Origin of the sequence: Xanthomonas sp. NCPPB 4037, assembly GCF_041475695.2 — a bacterium.
GTDB classification, from domain to species: domain Bacteria; phylum Pseudomonadota; class Gammaproteobacteria; order Xanthomonadales; family Xanthomonadaceae; genus Xanthomonas; species Xanthomonas campestris.
In genome coordinates, this window is sequence record NZ_CM191261.1 from 3,283,207 (window position 1) to 3,297,791 (window position 14,585).

12 protein-coding genes and 1 other RNA gene are annotated in these 14,585 nt (G+C 66.2%); 5 read left to right on the forward strand and 8 right to left on the reverse strand.

Annotation, left to right across the window (positions count from 1 at the left end):
* The first annotated feature begins 91 nt into the window (after window positions 1-91).
* The 4 genes from ACCQ01_RS14680 (at window position 92) to ACCQ01_RS14695 (ending at window position 3,497) form a co-directional block, all read left to right on the forward strand.
* Window positions 92-1,084, forward strand: coding sequence for a LysR substrate-binding domain-containing protein (locus ACCQ01_RS14680; RefSeq protein ID WP_228431747.1), 993 nt, complete (start codon window positions 92-94; stop codon window positions 1,082-1,084).
* Window positions 1,085-1,353: 269 nt separating this feature from the next.
* On the forward strand, window positions 1,354-1,668 hold the full coding sequence (locus ACCQ01_RS14685) for a metalloregulator ArsR/SmtB family transcription factor (protein WP_012437889.1): 315 nt from the start codon (window positions 1,354-1,356) through the stop codon (window positions 1,666-1,668).
* A 117-nt stretch (window positions 1,669-1,785) separates the two neighbouring features.
* Complete coding sequence (locus ACCQ01_RS14690) at window positions 1,786-3,114, forward strand: DUF2867 domain-containing protein (RefSeq protein ID WP_228431823.1); 1,329 nt, start codon at window positions 1,786-1,788, stop codon at window positions 3,112-3,114.
* Between the two features lie 89 nt (window positions 3,115-3,203).
* Entirely contained in the window at window positions 3,204-3,497 is a 294-nt protein-coding gene (locus ACCQ01_RS14695) for a hypothetical protein (RefSeq protein ID WP_014508313.1), read from the forward strand.
* Window positions 3,498-3,501: 4 nt separating this feature from the next.
* On the opposite strand, the gene ACCQ01_RS14700 is transcribed toward ACCQ01_RS14695, so the two are convergent.
* The 3 genes from ACCQ01_RS14700 to ACCQ01_RS14710 form a co-directional block, all read right to left on the reverse strand.
* A non-coding RNA gene (locus tag ACCQ01_RS14700) (sX9 sRNA) lies at window positions 3,502-3,576 on the reverse strand.
* A 124-nt stretch (window positions 3,577-3,700) separates the two neighbouring features.
* Window positions 3,701-4,498 carry a DUF4349 domain-containing protein gene (locus ACCQ01_RS14705; RefSeq protein ID WP_228431746.1) on the reverse strand — a complete coding sequence of 266 codons (798 nt, stop codon included), beginning with the start codon at window positions 4,496-4,498 and terminating at the stop codon, window positions 3,701-3,703.
* Entirely contained in the window at window positions 4,495-4,620 is a 126-nt protein-coding gene (locus ACCQ01_RS14710) for a hypothetical protein (protein ID WP_016944354.1), read from the reverse strand. The genes ACCQ01_RS14705 and ACCQ01_RS14710 overlap by 4 nt, the downstream gene beginning before the upstream one ends.
* Before the next feature lie 100 nt (window positions 4,621-4,720).
* Between ACCQ01_RS14710 and ACCQ01_RS14715 the strand changes: the two genes are divergently transcribed.
* Window positions 4,721-6,523 (forward strand): DUF885 domain-containing protein, encoded by a 1,803-nt coding sequence (locus ACCQ01_RS14715; RefSeq protein ID WP_228431745.1) that lies wholly within the window; start codon window positions 4,721-4,723, stop codon window positions 6,521-6,523.
* Window positions 6,524-6,888: 365 nt separating this feature from the next.
* On the opposite strand, the gene ACCQ01_RS14720 is transcribed toward ACCQ01_RS14715, so the two are convergent.
* The 5 genes from ACCQ01_RS14720 to ACCQ01_RS14740 form a co-directional block, all read right to left on the reverse strand.
* Window positions 6,889-8,721, reverse strand: a complete 1,833-nt coding sequence (locus tag ACCQ01_RS14720; protein WP_228431744.1) for an ABC transporter ATP-binding protein — start codon at window positions 8,719-8,721, stop codon at window positions 6,889-6,891.
* Between the two features lie 165 nt (window positions 8,722-8,886).
* Window positions 8,887-9,483, reverse strand: a complete 597-nt coding sequence (locus ACCQ01_RS14725) for a plasmid pRiA4b ORF-3 family protein (protein WP_228431743.1) — start codon at window positions 9,481-9,483, stop codon at window positions 8,887-8,889.
* A 64-nt stretch (window positions 9,484-9,547) separates the two neighbouring features.
* Window positions 9,548-12,607 carry an efflux RND transporter permease subunit gene (locus ACCQ01_RS14730; RefSeq protein ID WP_228431742.1) on the reverse strand — a complete coding sequence of 1,020 codons (3,060 nt, stop codon included), beginning with the start codon at window positions 12,605-12,607 and terminating at the stop codon, window positions 9,548-9,550.
* Window positions 12,604-13,710, reverse strand: a complete 1,107-nt coding sequence (locus ACCQ01_RS14735; protein WP_228431741.1) for an efflux RND transporter periplasmic adaptor subunit — start codon at window positions 13,708-13,710, stop codon at window positions 12,604-12,606. Before ACCQ01_RS14735 ends, ACCQ01_RS14730 begins: the two co-directional genes overlap by 4 nt.
* Window positions 13,711-13,732: 22 nt before the next feature.
* A complete protein-coding gene (locus ACCQ01_RS14740) occupies window positions 13,733-14,569 on the reverse strand; it encodes a MipA/OmpV family protein (RefSeq protein WP_228419084.1) in 837 nt (278 codons plus the stop codon).
* Window positions 14,570-14,585: the final 16 nt, after the last annotated feature.

Here is a 14,585-nt window from a genome sequence, read left to right on the forward strand (position 1 = left end):
ATCGAAGTGGGGAGCGACAAAGCATTCGCGCACATCGCAGGCGCGACAAGCGCGTAGTATCGGGGCGAGCCACAAATCTCACTCATGCCTCATGCACCTGCGCCCTACCTTGCTACCTGCACTCGGCGTCTTCGCCGCAGCCGCGCGCCACCAGAACTTCGCCCATGCGGCGGAAGAACTGCACCTCACCGCCAGCGCGGTGAGCCACCACGTGCGCAAGCTCGAGGCACTGCTCGGTGCAACCTTGTTTCAGCGGCTGCCGCGCGGCGTGATGCTCACCGCCGAAGGACGCCAGCTGGCCGATGCCGCCAGCGCGGCGCTGGCCGAGATCGCGGCGGTGGCAGGCAATCTGCATCCGCGCGAAGACGCCATCCCGCTGCGCGTGACCACGCTGCGCTCACTGTCGTATTGCTGGTTGTTGCCGCGCCTGCCGCGGTTCTGCCGCCTGCACCCACATATCCGCCTGGACCTGCAATCGGACCCGGCGTTCTCGCGCTTCGAGGAAGGCGGGCCGGAAGTGGGCATCCGCTATGGCCAAGGCGCCTGGCCGGGGCTGACCTCGCACCACCTGATGGACGACGAACTGTTCCCGGTGGCCTCGCCCGCGTTGCCCGAAGTGGCCGCATTGCAGACGCCGGCGCAAATTGCGCAACTGCCGCTGTTGTCGGACATGTCGCCGCAGGGCTGGCGCGACTGGTTCCGCGCGGCGCAGGTGCGCGGCACCACGCTACCGCCGATGCACACCTTCAACGACAGCACCGATGCGATGCGCGCGGCCGTGTACGGACTGGGCGCGGTGCTGGCACGCAAGCACATTGCCCAACCGTATCTGCAACGCTATGAGCTGGTACGCCTGCCCGGCCCGACCTTGAAGGCGCGCTATGCCTACTACATCGTGCACCCCAGCCATCGCGCGCCCAGCCCGGCGGCCACCGTGTTCATCGACTGGCTCAAACGCGAAGCACTGGACGAGCGCACGCCCATGCCGGCACTGCCCGCCGAACTGCTGGCATTGCCCACCAGCGAGACCGCGCACACGCCGGGCAAACGGCGGCGATCGCGCCGTGCGCCGGCAACCGAGTGAGCTTGCGCCGGAGGTAGGGCATCGCCACCTGCACCTGCGCCGCGATGTCTCCCGTCGTGAAAGCGATGCAAGCAGCCTGCCGCCTATCGGCGTGGCAGGCGGCTGCAAAAGCAACGGTAGACGTGCACGCCAACACGGCCTTGCACCGCACATCCTTCTCTCCAAACAGGGACGGGCGCCGCTCCCAGCCAGACCCGCCAGTAAAAATCGCTTGACACCTCGCACATCAAGCGAGTTAATTAGCTAATTCGTTAATTAGCTAAGCCATCATGTCGATCGATCGCATCTTCGAAGCCCTGGCATCGCGGCCACGTCGCGAGATCCTGGCCTATCTGTCGGCGCAGGAACTCACCGCCGGCCAGATCGGCGAGCGCTTTGCGATGAGTGCGCCCGCCATTTCGCGGCATCTGTCGGTGTTGTCGGCGGCTGGCCTGGTCAGCAGCGAACGGCGCGGCCAGTTCGTGGTGTACCGGCTGACCCCGGACAACATGGTCAACACGCTCAGCGGTTTCGCCTTCGAGGTCTGCCCCAAGGCCGGCCCGTTGCAACGCGAATCGCGCAAATTGGCCAAGAAACCGCGCTGAATCCCGCTCTTCGTCGTGACTGCAAGGATTGCCATGTACCCACAACAGGTTGTTGCCGAAGCGAGTTTCCCCCGCGTGTTGCTGCCCTCCTGCAGCGGCGGGCGGCCGGTGGAAGTGATCCTGATCGCCCAACTGGATCCAGGCGCCGGCGACGGCCTGATCGCGCAGGCCGGCCTGCGGCAACAGCGGCACCCGGCCCATCACGCCGCGCTGGACGAGCCATCGGCGCAGCTGTCGGCACCGGACTTCCAGCTGGGCGACCCGGCCTCGCTGTTCTCGTTTTCGGTCGGCCCGCAGGGGCACCCGTTCCACTGCCATGCTGGCAACCGCGTATTCACGGCGGTGACCGGCAGCGGCGGCGCGCAGTTGCGGTTCTCGACCGCTTCGGCGCAGCAGATTGCGCAGGATCCGCAGGCCTTCCTGCACGCGCTGCGCCATGTGGACCTGCCCGGCGACAGCCTGTTCACGGTGCGCTTTGGCGGTGGCACCTGGCATCAGTTCGCGCCAGCGCGCGGCAGCGCGAGCCATTCGGCGTTGTTCGCCCTGTCCTGTCATCCGGATGAAGCCGCTGGCGCGCTGGACAGCGCACAGCAGGCCTTGGTCAGCAGTGGCCAGGCCACCATCGCCAGCCTCACCGAGCTGCTGCCGGAGACGGTCACCGCATTGCTGGAATCGGACCAGTTCCGCCCCAGCGAGGTGCCGACCACCGCGCTGTCCTTCAACGTCAGACCACAGAGCTGGCAGCAGCGTGCATGCGCCCGTGCGCGGCGCTGGGCCGGTCGCCTGCGCCAGGCGCTGGCGCTGCGTGGCGGCTTCGTGGCCACCAGTGCGCCGGCACCGCGTGTGCGCGCACTGCCCACCGTGGCCGACGATGCGCTGCTGCACGCGCACTTCAGCGCGCCGGTGCACTACCAGGACAGCCATCAGGTGCAACTGGATACGCGCCAGCTGCGCAGCGACCGGCTGCCGGAGCTGATGTGCGACCTGCTGCAGGCCTTCATCGACCAGCCACCGAGCGGGGTGAGCGGATTGATGCGGCTGCGCAACCTGATGGTCAAACCGCTGGGGCTGCGCACCTCGCCGCTGGGTTGCCCGGTGTCGTCGTTACTGGACCCGCATGCAGCGCAGCGGTTCGCCGGCCGTTTCCCGGTGCTGGCCCACCGCAGCGATGCCGATGGCCGGCAGGTGCAGGTGCTGCTGGGCGCGGACGACAAACACGTGCGTTTCCGCTCGGCGATCAGCGTGCGCCGCACCGGTGAACACACGCTCGCGGTGACCATGGCTACGCAGGTGCATTGCCGCAACCTGTTCGGGCACCTGTACATGGCGGCGATCCACCGCACCCATCGTCACTACATCATGCCGGCCATGCTCGGAAGCGCCGCGCGGCAGGTGCTGGAGACGGCGCAGCACGCGCAGGCAAGCTGGCGCCCGCAGCCGGCATGAAGCGCATGACGCGGAGCCGGCAGGCCATCACCTTGCCTTTGCCTGCCGCTACCTAGGCTTTGCGTTCCCACCACTCAGGACCAACGCCCATGCCGACTCTTCGCATGCGTATCACCGGCACCGACGACGATGCCCGCGCCATTGGCAATCTGTTGCAGAGCATCGAAGGCATCGAGCACGTCGAGGAAGTCGACGATCTGATGCCGCACCTGGACGATGACGACTCCAGTTCGGCAGGTCTGTCCGACGACGAAGGTCCGGGCACGCACGAATTCGAAGTGGAAGCCGGCAACGAATCCACCGCGCAAAAGGTGCGCGACGCCGTGCAGGAACTGGCGCTGCAGCTGGATGTGTTCATTGAATTCGAGGTCGACGAGGGCTAAGAGCGGCTAACAAAACGTAGCGAGCAGCCGTCAGGTGGGTGCGGACGGCGCGGAGGAACCGGAGTGTACGTGGGTACATGCCGATTCCGAGCAGCGGCCGCGCCCGCCTGGCGGCTGCGCAGTCATTTTGATAGCTGCTCTAAGCCCGCATCGCACTGCCGCATCTGGGCAGGCCAGCGCTGTGCGCCGGCCTGCCTGACGCGTTACACCACCCGGCGCCGCCGCGCCCGCCAGCGCCACGCCATCCGCAGCAACCAGCCGACAACGGCCAGCACCACCACGACCGGCACCAGTGCCGCCACTGCACGGATGACGAAGGCCACGCTGGAGGCAAACACCTGACCGAACTCGGCAGCCGCTTCGGCAATCTCGCCACGGCCCTGCTCGCCGCTGGTGCCACGGAACTCGATGGTCAGCAACTGCGTGCGCACGCGGCGCTGCTGTTGCGCGGCCTGTTGCTGGGTCTGCTGCGCTTCGGCTTCGATCTCGGCCAGCCGCTTGGACAAGGCCAGCAGATCCGTCACCGCAAGGTCATGGCGCTGTTGCAGCTGCAGCAGCCGGGCATGTTCGTTTTGCAGGCGCGCTTGCGCCAGGCCGGTGTCGGCGATCTGCTGCGCCAGGTCTTCGGCATGCGTGGTGCGCGCGGCCACGTCACCTTGCTGGCCAGCCAGCTGCACCAACGGGTCCACGCCGTCTGGCGCCACGCGCACGCGAATGCTGCCGCTGGGCGCGCGCCCGCCTTCCTGCGACACCGCCAGCAACACGCAATCGCCGTACTGCGCCGACTGGCAGGCAGTGCGCACTGCGGTGATGCGTGGGCCGATCTGGTCGGCGGCCAACTCGATCCGCACTTCGTGCTCATACGCCAGCAAATTGCCCTGGCCGGACGGCGCCGCCGGCGCAGCGGCTCCGCCGGCAAGCTCGCGCTGCTGTTTCGCGCAGCCTGCCACCAGGCCACAGGACAACAACGCCAGCAGCACCGTGCGCAGCGCGGCGCTCATCGGCTGGCTCCTTCGGCCGCATGGCACGGCGAGCAATTGCAGCCGTCCACGCCACGGATGGGGGTTTCGGTGTGCAGATCGAACGCGATGCGTCCGCAATCAAAACTGCCGGTGTCGTGCATGGTCCACCTCCTTGGAAGGTGGCCAGGGTAAACCAATGGCGGATGCGGCCGGCAGCCTGGATGCCTATGCTGGGCGATTGCTACCACCCAGGACTCACGAATGCGTCAACGCCTGCTCGCCCTCGCCCTGCTCGCCGGTCTCAGCGCCTGCCAGCAGCCCGAACCGCCGCGTGCCGGCACCGCCGCCGCCACTGCACAGGATGCGCAGAGCCCGGATGCGCGCTTTGCCGCGCTCTCCAAGCACGCGCTGGACACCTGGATGCAACTGTCGCCGGTCAATGCCACCCAGGTCGGCGACCACCGCTTCGACAGCCAGCTCGATGATCTGAGCACCGCCGGCCGGCAGCGCAGCCTGGACGCCGGCAAGCAGTTGCTGACCGAGCTCGATGCGCTGGACGTCAGCACGCTCTCGCGCGAAAACCAGGTGGACGCGGCGATCCTGCGCAACCAGCTGCAATCGGAAATCTGGAACACCGAGGTGTTGCAGAGCTGGGCCTGGGACCCGCAGGTCTACAACGGCCTGGCAGGCAGCGCGCTTTACAGCCTGATGGCGCGTGAATTCGCACCGCTGCCCGAGCGCCTGGCCTCGGCCACCCAGCGCATGGAAAAGATCCCCAGCCTGCTCGCGCAAGCGCGCGAGAACCTGGATCCGGCGCGCGTGCCCAAGATCCATGCCGAGACGGTGGCCAAGCAGAACAAGGGCATCCTCAGCATCGTCGACACCTTCATCGCGCCCAACATCGGCCAGCTGTCCCCGCCCGATGCCGCGCGGGCGCAGGCCGCCATCGACAACCTCAAGAAAGCGGTGGCCGAGCAGCAAACCTGGCTGGACACGGTGCTGGTGCCCAACGCCAAGGGCGACTTCCGCGTGGGCGCGGACAAGTACGACCAGAAGCTGAAGTTTGCGCTGCTGTCGTCGCTGTCGCGTGCGGAGATCAAGCAGCGTGCCGAATCCGAGCTCACGCGCGTACGCACGGAGATGTACGGCATTGCGCGCACCGTGCTCAAGGACAAGCCCGGCGCGCCGGCCCTGCCGGATGCGCCCAGCGATGACCAGCAGCAGGCCGCGATCGAGGCGGCGCTGGAACTGGCCTACGCCGACAAGCCGGCACGCGACAAGGTGGTGGACGATGCCAAGGCAGCGCTCGCGCAATCCACCGAATTCGTGCGCCAGAAAGATCTGATGACCCTGCCCGATTCGCCGGTGGACATCATCCTGATGCCGGAATTCCAGCGCGGCGTGGCGGTGGCCTACTGCGACTCGCCCGGCCCGCTCGACAAGAACCTCAAGACGTTCTATGCGGTGTCGCCGATCCCCGACGACTGGAATGCCAAGCAGGTCGATTCGTTCCTGCGCGAATACAACAGCCGCATGATCCACCTGCTCAGCATCCACGAAGGCACCCCGGGCCATTACCTGGAAGGCTGGCACTCGGGCAAGTTCCCCTCCACGCTGCGCGCGGTGCTGCGCTCGGGCATGTTTGCCGAAGGCTGGGCGGTCTACACCGAACGCATGATGCAGGAACAGGGCTACCTGGATAACGACCCGTTATTCCACCTGGTGCAGCTCAAGTTCTACCTGCGCACGATCGCCAACGCGATCCTCGACCAGGGCGTACACGTGGACGGCTGGGATCGCGACAAGGCGATGCACCTGATGACCCACGACACCTTCCAGCAGGAGAGCGAAGCCTCGGGCAAGTGGGTGCGTGCGCAGCTGTCGTCGGCCCAGTTGCCGACCTACTTCGTGGGCGTGCAGGAGCATCTGGATACGCGCAAGGCGGTGCAGGACAAGCTGGGCAGCGCCTTCAATCTGAAGGCCTACCACGACAAGATCCTGTCCTACGGCGCACCGCCGGTGCGCTTTGCACGCGAGTTGATGCTGGATCAGCCGATTCAGTGACCGCGTCCCTCTCCCCTCGGGAGAAGGTGCCCCGCAGGGGCGGATGAGGGTGCGGGCGAAGCCTCGTGTGGCCAACATAGCAAGTGGCTTCGCCCCGTACCCTCACCCCAACCCCTCTCCCGAGGGGAGAGGGGCTCAATCAGAGCTGCCTGCATCCCTTCTCCCACCGGGAGAAGGTGCCCCGTAGGGGCGGATGAGGGTGCGGGCGAAGCCTCGTGTGGCCAACATAGCAAGTGGCTACGCCCCTACCCTTACCCCAACCCATTTTCCCGATGGGAGAGGGGCTTGGATGCTTGCTAATTTCGGTTGGCAAGTTTTCAAGCCACACGAAGCCAATTGCGTGTCCTCACGCGTGGCTTTTTCCGTCACGCATCCGCCGCAACAAACCCACCGGTCTGCCGCGCCCATAGCCGGGCGTACAGGCCGCCGTGCGTGATCAGTTCCGCATGCGTGCCTGTCTCGACGATGCGCCCACCATCCATCACCACCAGGCGATCCATGCGCGCGATGGTCGAAAGCCGGTGCGCAATCGCAATGACGGTCTTGTCACTCATCAACGCATCCAGGCTGTCCTGGATGGCCGCTTCCACTTCCGAATCCAGCGCAGAGGTGGCCTCGTCCAGGATCAGGATCGGCGCGTCTTTCAGTAGCACGCGTGCGATGGCGATGCGCTGGCGCTGGCCACCCGACAACTTGACCCCGCGTTCGCCCACATGTGCATCGAAACCGCGGCGGCCTTCGCCATCCACCAGCGTGTCGATAAAGCCATCCGCACGCGCCTTGTGCACCGCATCCAGCAGTTGCGCTTCGGTGGCCTGCGGGCGGCCGTACAGCAGATTGTCGCGAATGGAGCGGTGCAGCAGCGAGGTGTCCTGCGTGACCAGGCCGATCTGCCCGCGCAGGCTTTCCTGCGTGACCTGGGCGATGTCCTGGCCATCGATCAGGATGCGCCCCTGCTCCAGGTCGTACAGGCGCAGCAGCACGTTGACCAGCGTCGACTTGCCTGCGCCGGAGGGCCCCACCAGACCGATCTTTTCGCCGGCGCGCACCTGCAGATCGAGCCCGGCGATCACACCGCCGCGCTTGCCGTAATGGAAGTGGATCTGGTCGAAATGCACCGCGCCGCGTGTCACCTGCAGCGGCAGCGCGCTGGGCTGGTCCTGCACCGTCAGTGGCTGGGCAATGGTCTGCATGCCGTCCTGCACGCTACCGATGTCTTCGAAAATGCCGTTCACCGTCCACATGATCCAGCCAGACATGTTGTGGATGCGGATCACCAGCCCGGTGGCCAGCGTAATGGCGCCCACGCTGATCTGGCCGCGGCTCCACAGCCACAACGCCAGCCCGCAGGTGCCCACGATCAGGAAGCCGTTGGCGATGGCGATGGCGGTGTCCATTGCGGTGGTCACGCGCGTCTGCAGGCGATGCTTGACAGCCAGCTCGTCGATCGCATCGCGCACGTAGGCCTCTTCGCGGCGCGCATGCGAAAAGAGCTTGAGCGTGGCGATATTGGTGTAGCCATCCACGATGCGCCCGGTGGCCTTGGAGCGCGCGTCCGATGCCACCCACGCACGCGCCTTCATGCGCGGCACGAAGAACGCCATCAACCCCACATACACCACCAGCCAACACAGCAGCGGCACCATCAGCCACGGGTCGGCCTGCGCGAACAACCACAGTGCGCTGCCGGTATAGACCACGATGTACCAGAGCGCATCGACCATCTGCACCGCCGATTCGCGCAGCGAAGTGCCCGTCTGCATCACGCGGTTGGCGATACGCCCGGCAAAATCGTTGTGGAAGAACGCCAGACTCTGCCGCACCACGTAGTTGTGCATCAGCCAGCGCGAACGGTTGCTCAGGCCCGGCACGATGGCCTGATTGACCAGCAGGTTATGCAGCCCGGTGAAGAACGGCCGCGCCACCAGCGTGATCAGCGCCATCCACACCAGTTCGCTGGCATGACGCCGGAAAAAATCCGGCCCCGGCTGCTCGGCCAGCATGTCGACGATGCGGCCGAGGAAGTCGAACATCGCCACTTCCACCAGCGCCAGCAGCAGTCCGGCGATCAACGTGGCCAGCAGGATCGGCCACAACGGCCGCAGATAATGCAGGTAAAAGCGCCACACGCTGCGTGGCGGCATCTCCCGCTCGATGGGCGGGAAAATATCGATCAGGGACTCGAACCAGCGGAACATTGCGCAGACTTCGGGAAAACCGGGGCCTCAGGCTAGCCGATCTGGCGTCAAGCCGCAGTGGCGCTGCTCGATAAGCGCCGCCTGATCAGCCCGTACAACGCGTAAACGCCACCGTGGCGCGCGAAAAAGTTTCCAGAGTCTCCTCAGATGCCGGGCGCACACGCCTCACTCGCGCACGCGCGCTAGCAAACGATTGACCTCTGCCAGATCGAAATGACCGGGCTCGAACCGCCCGCCCAACGTCGCCAGTTCCTGCACACGCTGCGGGTGGTCCGGGTCGGCGATGATCTGCACCAGCGTCTGATAGCCGTCAATGCCGTAACTGCGCTCTGGCGGGCAGGCATTGGCCCCGTCCACGCAGCGCGCCACACGCAGGCCGGCATCCGGCGGCAACAGCGCTTCCACCTGCACGCGATGCTGCCAGCCATGGCCGGCGCCGTAGAAATACTCGAAGCGTTCCAGTTCGCCCACTGCGCTTTCCAGGGTGACGCGGCCGGCATGTTTGAGCCGTGGACGCTCCGGCACATCCAGCCCGGATTCGCCATAACGCCCACCGCCCAGGTCGAACTCGTAGGGGTGCGCGCCATTCCAGCCCATCACCGGCTGCAACACGCGATGCAGCGTGGCCAGGCGCACCGCGCCCGACACCAGCAGGCGCCGCCAGATCAGCGGCGCACTGCCGGTCACTGCCACATGCAGTTGAAACACAGGTACAGGTGGCTGCACCGGCTGCTGTGTGGCTTTCTCTTTTGCTTTGCTCATCGTGTCGTGCTTGCTGCTATCTGCACCAAGTATGGCGTGCCGGGCCGACGAATGCAGGCGCGGTCTAGGCACCGCGCCGCACGCGCAGACCGAACAGCAGGTCGTACAGGATCGGGATCAAGCCCAGCGTCACCAGCGTGCCCAACGCCAACCCACCGATCATGGTGATCGCCATCCCGGTCCACAGCGGGCCGGCGAACAGCATCAGCGGTACCAGGCCGACGATGCAGGTGAGCTTGGTCATGACGATCGGACGCAGACGTTTGACCGCGGCAGCAGCCACTGCCTCGCGGTGTGGCAGGCCATCGGCAAGTTCGGCCTCGATGCGTTCCAACAGCAACACCGCGTTGTTGACGATGATGCCGGCCAGCGCCAGCAAGCCGAACGTCGCCATGAAGCCAAACGGATAGCCCGTGATCACCAGCGCCAGCGCCGCGCCGATCAACACGAATGGCACCGCCGACAGCACGATGAACAATTTGCGGAACGAGTTGAACTGCCACACGAACAGCAACAGGATCGCGCCCAGCGCATGCGGCATGTAGTGCAGCAAGGCTTGATTGGCTTCGGCTGAATCCTCCAGTTCACCGCCAATCTCCACGCGGTAGCCTGGCGGCAACTTGAGCGCAGCGATGGGCGCCGCCAGCCGCTCGACGATCTCGGTCGCGGTCAATTGCGGATTGCGCGCAGTCACCGTGATGGCACGACTGAGGTTGCGCCGCTGGATCGCCGACGGCTCGCTGTCGCGCAGCACGGTGGCGATTGCCGCTAGCGGCACCGGCGCGCCGCCTGCTTGCGGATACACCAGCGTATCGGCCGGATTGCCGTTGGCGGCGCGCTCCTGTGCGCTGCCACGTACGAACACCGGCACATCGGTGCCATCGTCGCGGATCAACGTGGCATCCACACCGCTGTAGCGCGCCTGCAATGCTTGCGCCACGTCTTCGCTGCTCACACCGGCGCGGCGCGCCTTGAGCTGGTCGACCTGCACCACATAGCGCGGAATGCGGGCTTGCCAATCGTCCTGCACATCCACGGTGCCCGGCACTGCCCGCAACGCCGTGGCGATGGCAGCGGCGCTGCTGCGCAACACGGCTTCGTCCGGGCCCACCACGCGGTACACCGCCATGCCGGCTTCGGTCGCACCGAGTGAAAAGCGTTTGGGCTCGGCACGCAGCGCTGGGAAGTGGCTGCGTACATGCGCGCGCACCCGCGCGATCACCGCATCGATGTCGGTGCCGGGCCGCACGCTGACCGTGAAGTACGCCTGGTTGGCCGCCGGCAGCGGCGGGTTCAGGCCCAGCACGATGCGCGGCCCGCCATCGGCGACATAGCCGATGCTGTCCACCACCTCGGGGTTGGCGCGGCGGTCGCCCAACCAGCGGCTGAGGTCGCTCACCGTGCGCAGGGTTTCGCGTGCGTCGCTGCCCGCTTGCAAGGTTACCGGCATCTGGAACTGCAGGCGATCAGACTTGGGCAGGAAATCGTACGGAATCGACACCAGCACGGTGATCGCCACCGACAGCATCGCCGCCATGGCACCGATGAACAGCGCCTTGTGCTGCAGCACACGTTCGATGACGCGCCGGTAGCCACGATAGAACCGCGATTCCGCTGCGTCGCTGTCCTTGGCGGCATGCACCTTGGCGAAATACATGCACAGCAGCGGCGTCACCGTGATGCTCAGCAACCACGACCCAAGCAGCGTCACACCCAACACGGTGGCCAGCGAGCGCAGATATTCGTTGGTGCTGGTCTGGCCGAAAAAGAATGGCGAGAATGCCAGCACGATGACCAACGACGAGGTCAGCAATGGGGTTGCCAACGTCCGGCCTGCATCGATACAAGCCTGGCGACGTTCCTCGCCGGCCACCAGACGGCGCTCGATGTCTTCGGCAATAACGATGCCGTTGTCTACCAACAAGCCCAGCGCAAGAATAATGGCGGCAATCGAGACCGTCTGCAGCTCCACGTCCAGCACGCGCATGACGATCAGCGAGGCGAAGATGGTCAACGGCACGATCGCGCCGACGATCAAGCCGGTGCGCCAGCCCAGAAACAGCATCACCACCGCCATGACGATGACAATGGTCTCGCCCATGACGTGATGCATCTTGCCCATCTCACGCTCGACCACATCGGCCTGGAAGCTCACCACGTGCTGGGCAAAGCCGACAGGCAGTTGGCGCGCGGTGTCGTCGAGCTTGGCGCGCAGCGCCTTGCCGAAGTCGGCGATATTGCTGCCAGGTTGCATCGACACCGAGACCACCACCGCCGGCTGGCCCTGGTAAACGGCCGCGCTTTGCGGCGGGTCGGCCGGCATCACCTGCACCTGTGCCAACTCGCCCAGGGTTACCTCACGCGCGCCGCCGGCAGATGCGCCCGGCACACTCAGCAGCACGCTGCGCAACTCTTCGGGCGTGCGAATTTCGCCGGTGGTGGCCACGGTCAGCGCCAATCCAGACACCGCCACTTGCCCACCGGAGCCCACCACATTCTGCGCGCGCAATTGCGCCATCACGCTGGACGGGGTCAGGCCGCTCGCCAGCAGGCGCGCGCGATCAAACGACACGTACACGCGCTCATCCTGCAGGCCGAACAACTTCACCTGCTCCACGCCGGGCAAGCCATACAACTGCTCGCGCATGCGCCGCAGCGGGCCGCGCATTTCGCTCATCGAAAAGCCTGGCGCGGTGACTGCAATCGAGGCCACCGACACGCGCCCGAAGTCGTCGTCGACGAACGGACCAAGCGTACCGGCAGGCAATTGCGCACCGGCCTCTGCGGCCTTGGCGCGCACACGCTGCCAGAGCGCCGGCAAATCCTGCACATCGTCGTAGGCGGTCAACTGCACGATCGCGCTGCCCGGGCGCACCGTGGTGACCATGCGCTTGATACCTGCCAGCTCACGCAGCTGCTCTTCAACCGGGCGCGCCAGCAGGTTCTCCACCTGCTCGCTGGGCATGCCGGGATAGGCCACCGAAACCAGCATGTCGCGCACGGTCACCGACGGCTCTTCCTGCGAGGGGAAGCCGAGGAACGCCACGATGCCGCCGATCAGAATCATCGCTGCCGCAAACAACGTCAGCCGGCTCGAACGCATCGCCATGTGTGTCAGCTTCATGGCGCGCGACCTCCGCTCAGCTGCGTCTGTGCCTGCAGTGGGGTCACCGGCTGGCCGCTGACCAGAAAGCCCACCCCGGCGCTGACCACCTGCTCGCCTGCAAGCAGCCCGCGCAGAATCTGGACGCGCTCACCGACAATCGTCCCCAGGTCGACTGCACGTTCGATCACGGCCCGCTTTGCCGGCTGGTACACGAACACACTGGCCTGTTGCCGATTGAGCCGCGGCACGACCGCCGACAACGGCACGCTGGGCGTAGAAGTAGCGCGCGTAGGCAGTGTCAGCAGCACACTGTCGCCGCTGCGCAGTGCCGTCGTTGCGGCGACCGGCTCGAACAACGCCTGCACCGTTGCGGCATTGTCCACGCGGCTGGAAAGACTGCGCAGACGCAGCGCGACCGGCGCCGCGCCAGCATCAACTATGCGAGCGTGGACGGTTTGCCCGGGCACCAGATCGGCGGCGGCAGCTGTCGGCAGCGTGGCGACCAGTTGCACATGGCCCTGCCCCTCCACCTGCAGCACCGTCTGCCCCGCTGCCACATCCGCATGCGGCTGTTGCAGGCGCGCCACCACGCTGCCATCGTACGGCGCGCGCAACTCGCCCAGACGCCTACCGCGGCGGGCCATGGCCAGATCGGCCCTGGCCACCTGCAGTTGTGCGGTAGCGGCATCAGCCGCCGCGCGCGCGGCCGTCAAGGTCGCATTGGAACTCGCACCGTCATCGAACATCGCCTGTTGCTGGCGCGATTGCAATTGCCGTTCGCCAGACTGCGCCAGCGCCGCACGCACATTTGCGTCGGCCTGCTGTTCGCGCAGGCGCAGCGGTTCATCGTCCAGGCGCGCCAGCAATTGCCCGCGCGTCACGCGGTCGCCCCCATCCACCAATACCGCAGAAAGACGGCCCGCTCCTTCGAACGCCAACTCGGCGCGCTGTTCCTGGCGCACCAGCGCCGGCACCTGCAGGGGGCTGTCGCTGCCGGCGCCAAAGCGCTCCAGCTTCACCGCGCGCGGCGTCTCGGTGGCGGGCGCATCCGGCCCACTGCAGGCGGCCAATCCCAGCAGCAACGTGCCGCACAGCAGGCCGCGATAAAACATCGTCATCATTCGTTCCCCCGGTCTGTTCCGCTCAGCGGCTGTAGGTCAGTGCAAAGGTGCCGCCGACCACAGCGCGGCGTGCCACCAGCGAGCTGTCTTCGGCGTTGTCCAGGTAGCGCGTGCCGGTGACGCCCAGCGTGGTGGCCCAGTGGTCGCCCAGCGAATGCGTCCAACTGCCACCGACTCCGGCGGCGTAGACGCCGGATCCCGCGTTGAAAGCCTCAAAACGCGTACGTCCGGCCTGCGCATCGGTGACGCCGAAATAGGCCTGATTGAAGCGGCGGTCGCCGCCATGCACGTCCAGATCCAGAGTGACCGTGTCGCTGGCGCGATGCAGCAGGGTGAACTCCACTCCGGCGCGATAGCGGTTACGGCGCGCCGCATCCTTGAGCGCGCATTCCGCCTCCGCGTTGACGTTCATGTAGGGCGTCACTTGCTGCATCACCAGCGTGCGTGCGGTCACCGACCCAGGCACATCGCCCATGCCAGCCAGCAGGCGCGAGCCCGGCCGCCAATTGCTGTCGCTTTGCAGCCGGCCCAGGTCGTAATACAGCGATTGCGAGATGTAGAAGCCAGACTTGCTCTGATATTGCAGGCCAGCACCGCGCGCCGTATCGAAGAACAGCACACCGCGTTGCACCACCAGCACCGGGTTGAATTGCACGCGTGCGCGTTCGGCACCGGCATATTCCGGTGTGGCAACTGCTGCGGCGCCCGCAGTGATTTCAGTCCGCTCCCCCAGCAGGCGCGAGCTCCCGGTCAAGTCGGTTTGTGCATGCGCGATGCACGGAATGGCGCTCATGCACGCAAGGACGCCGGCGCGAACAGCATGGTTGCCACGCAGGCGATTGAAGGACAGTACGTTCATCGAAAGTCTCCAGCAG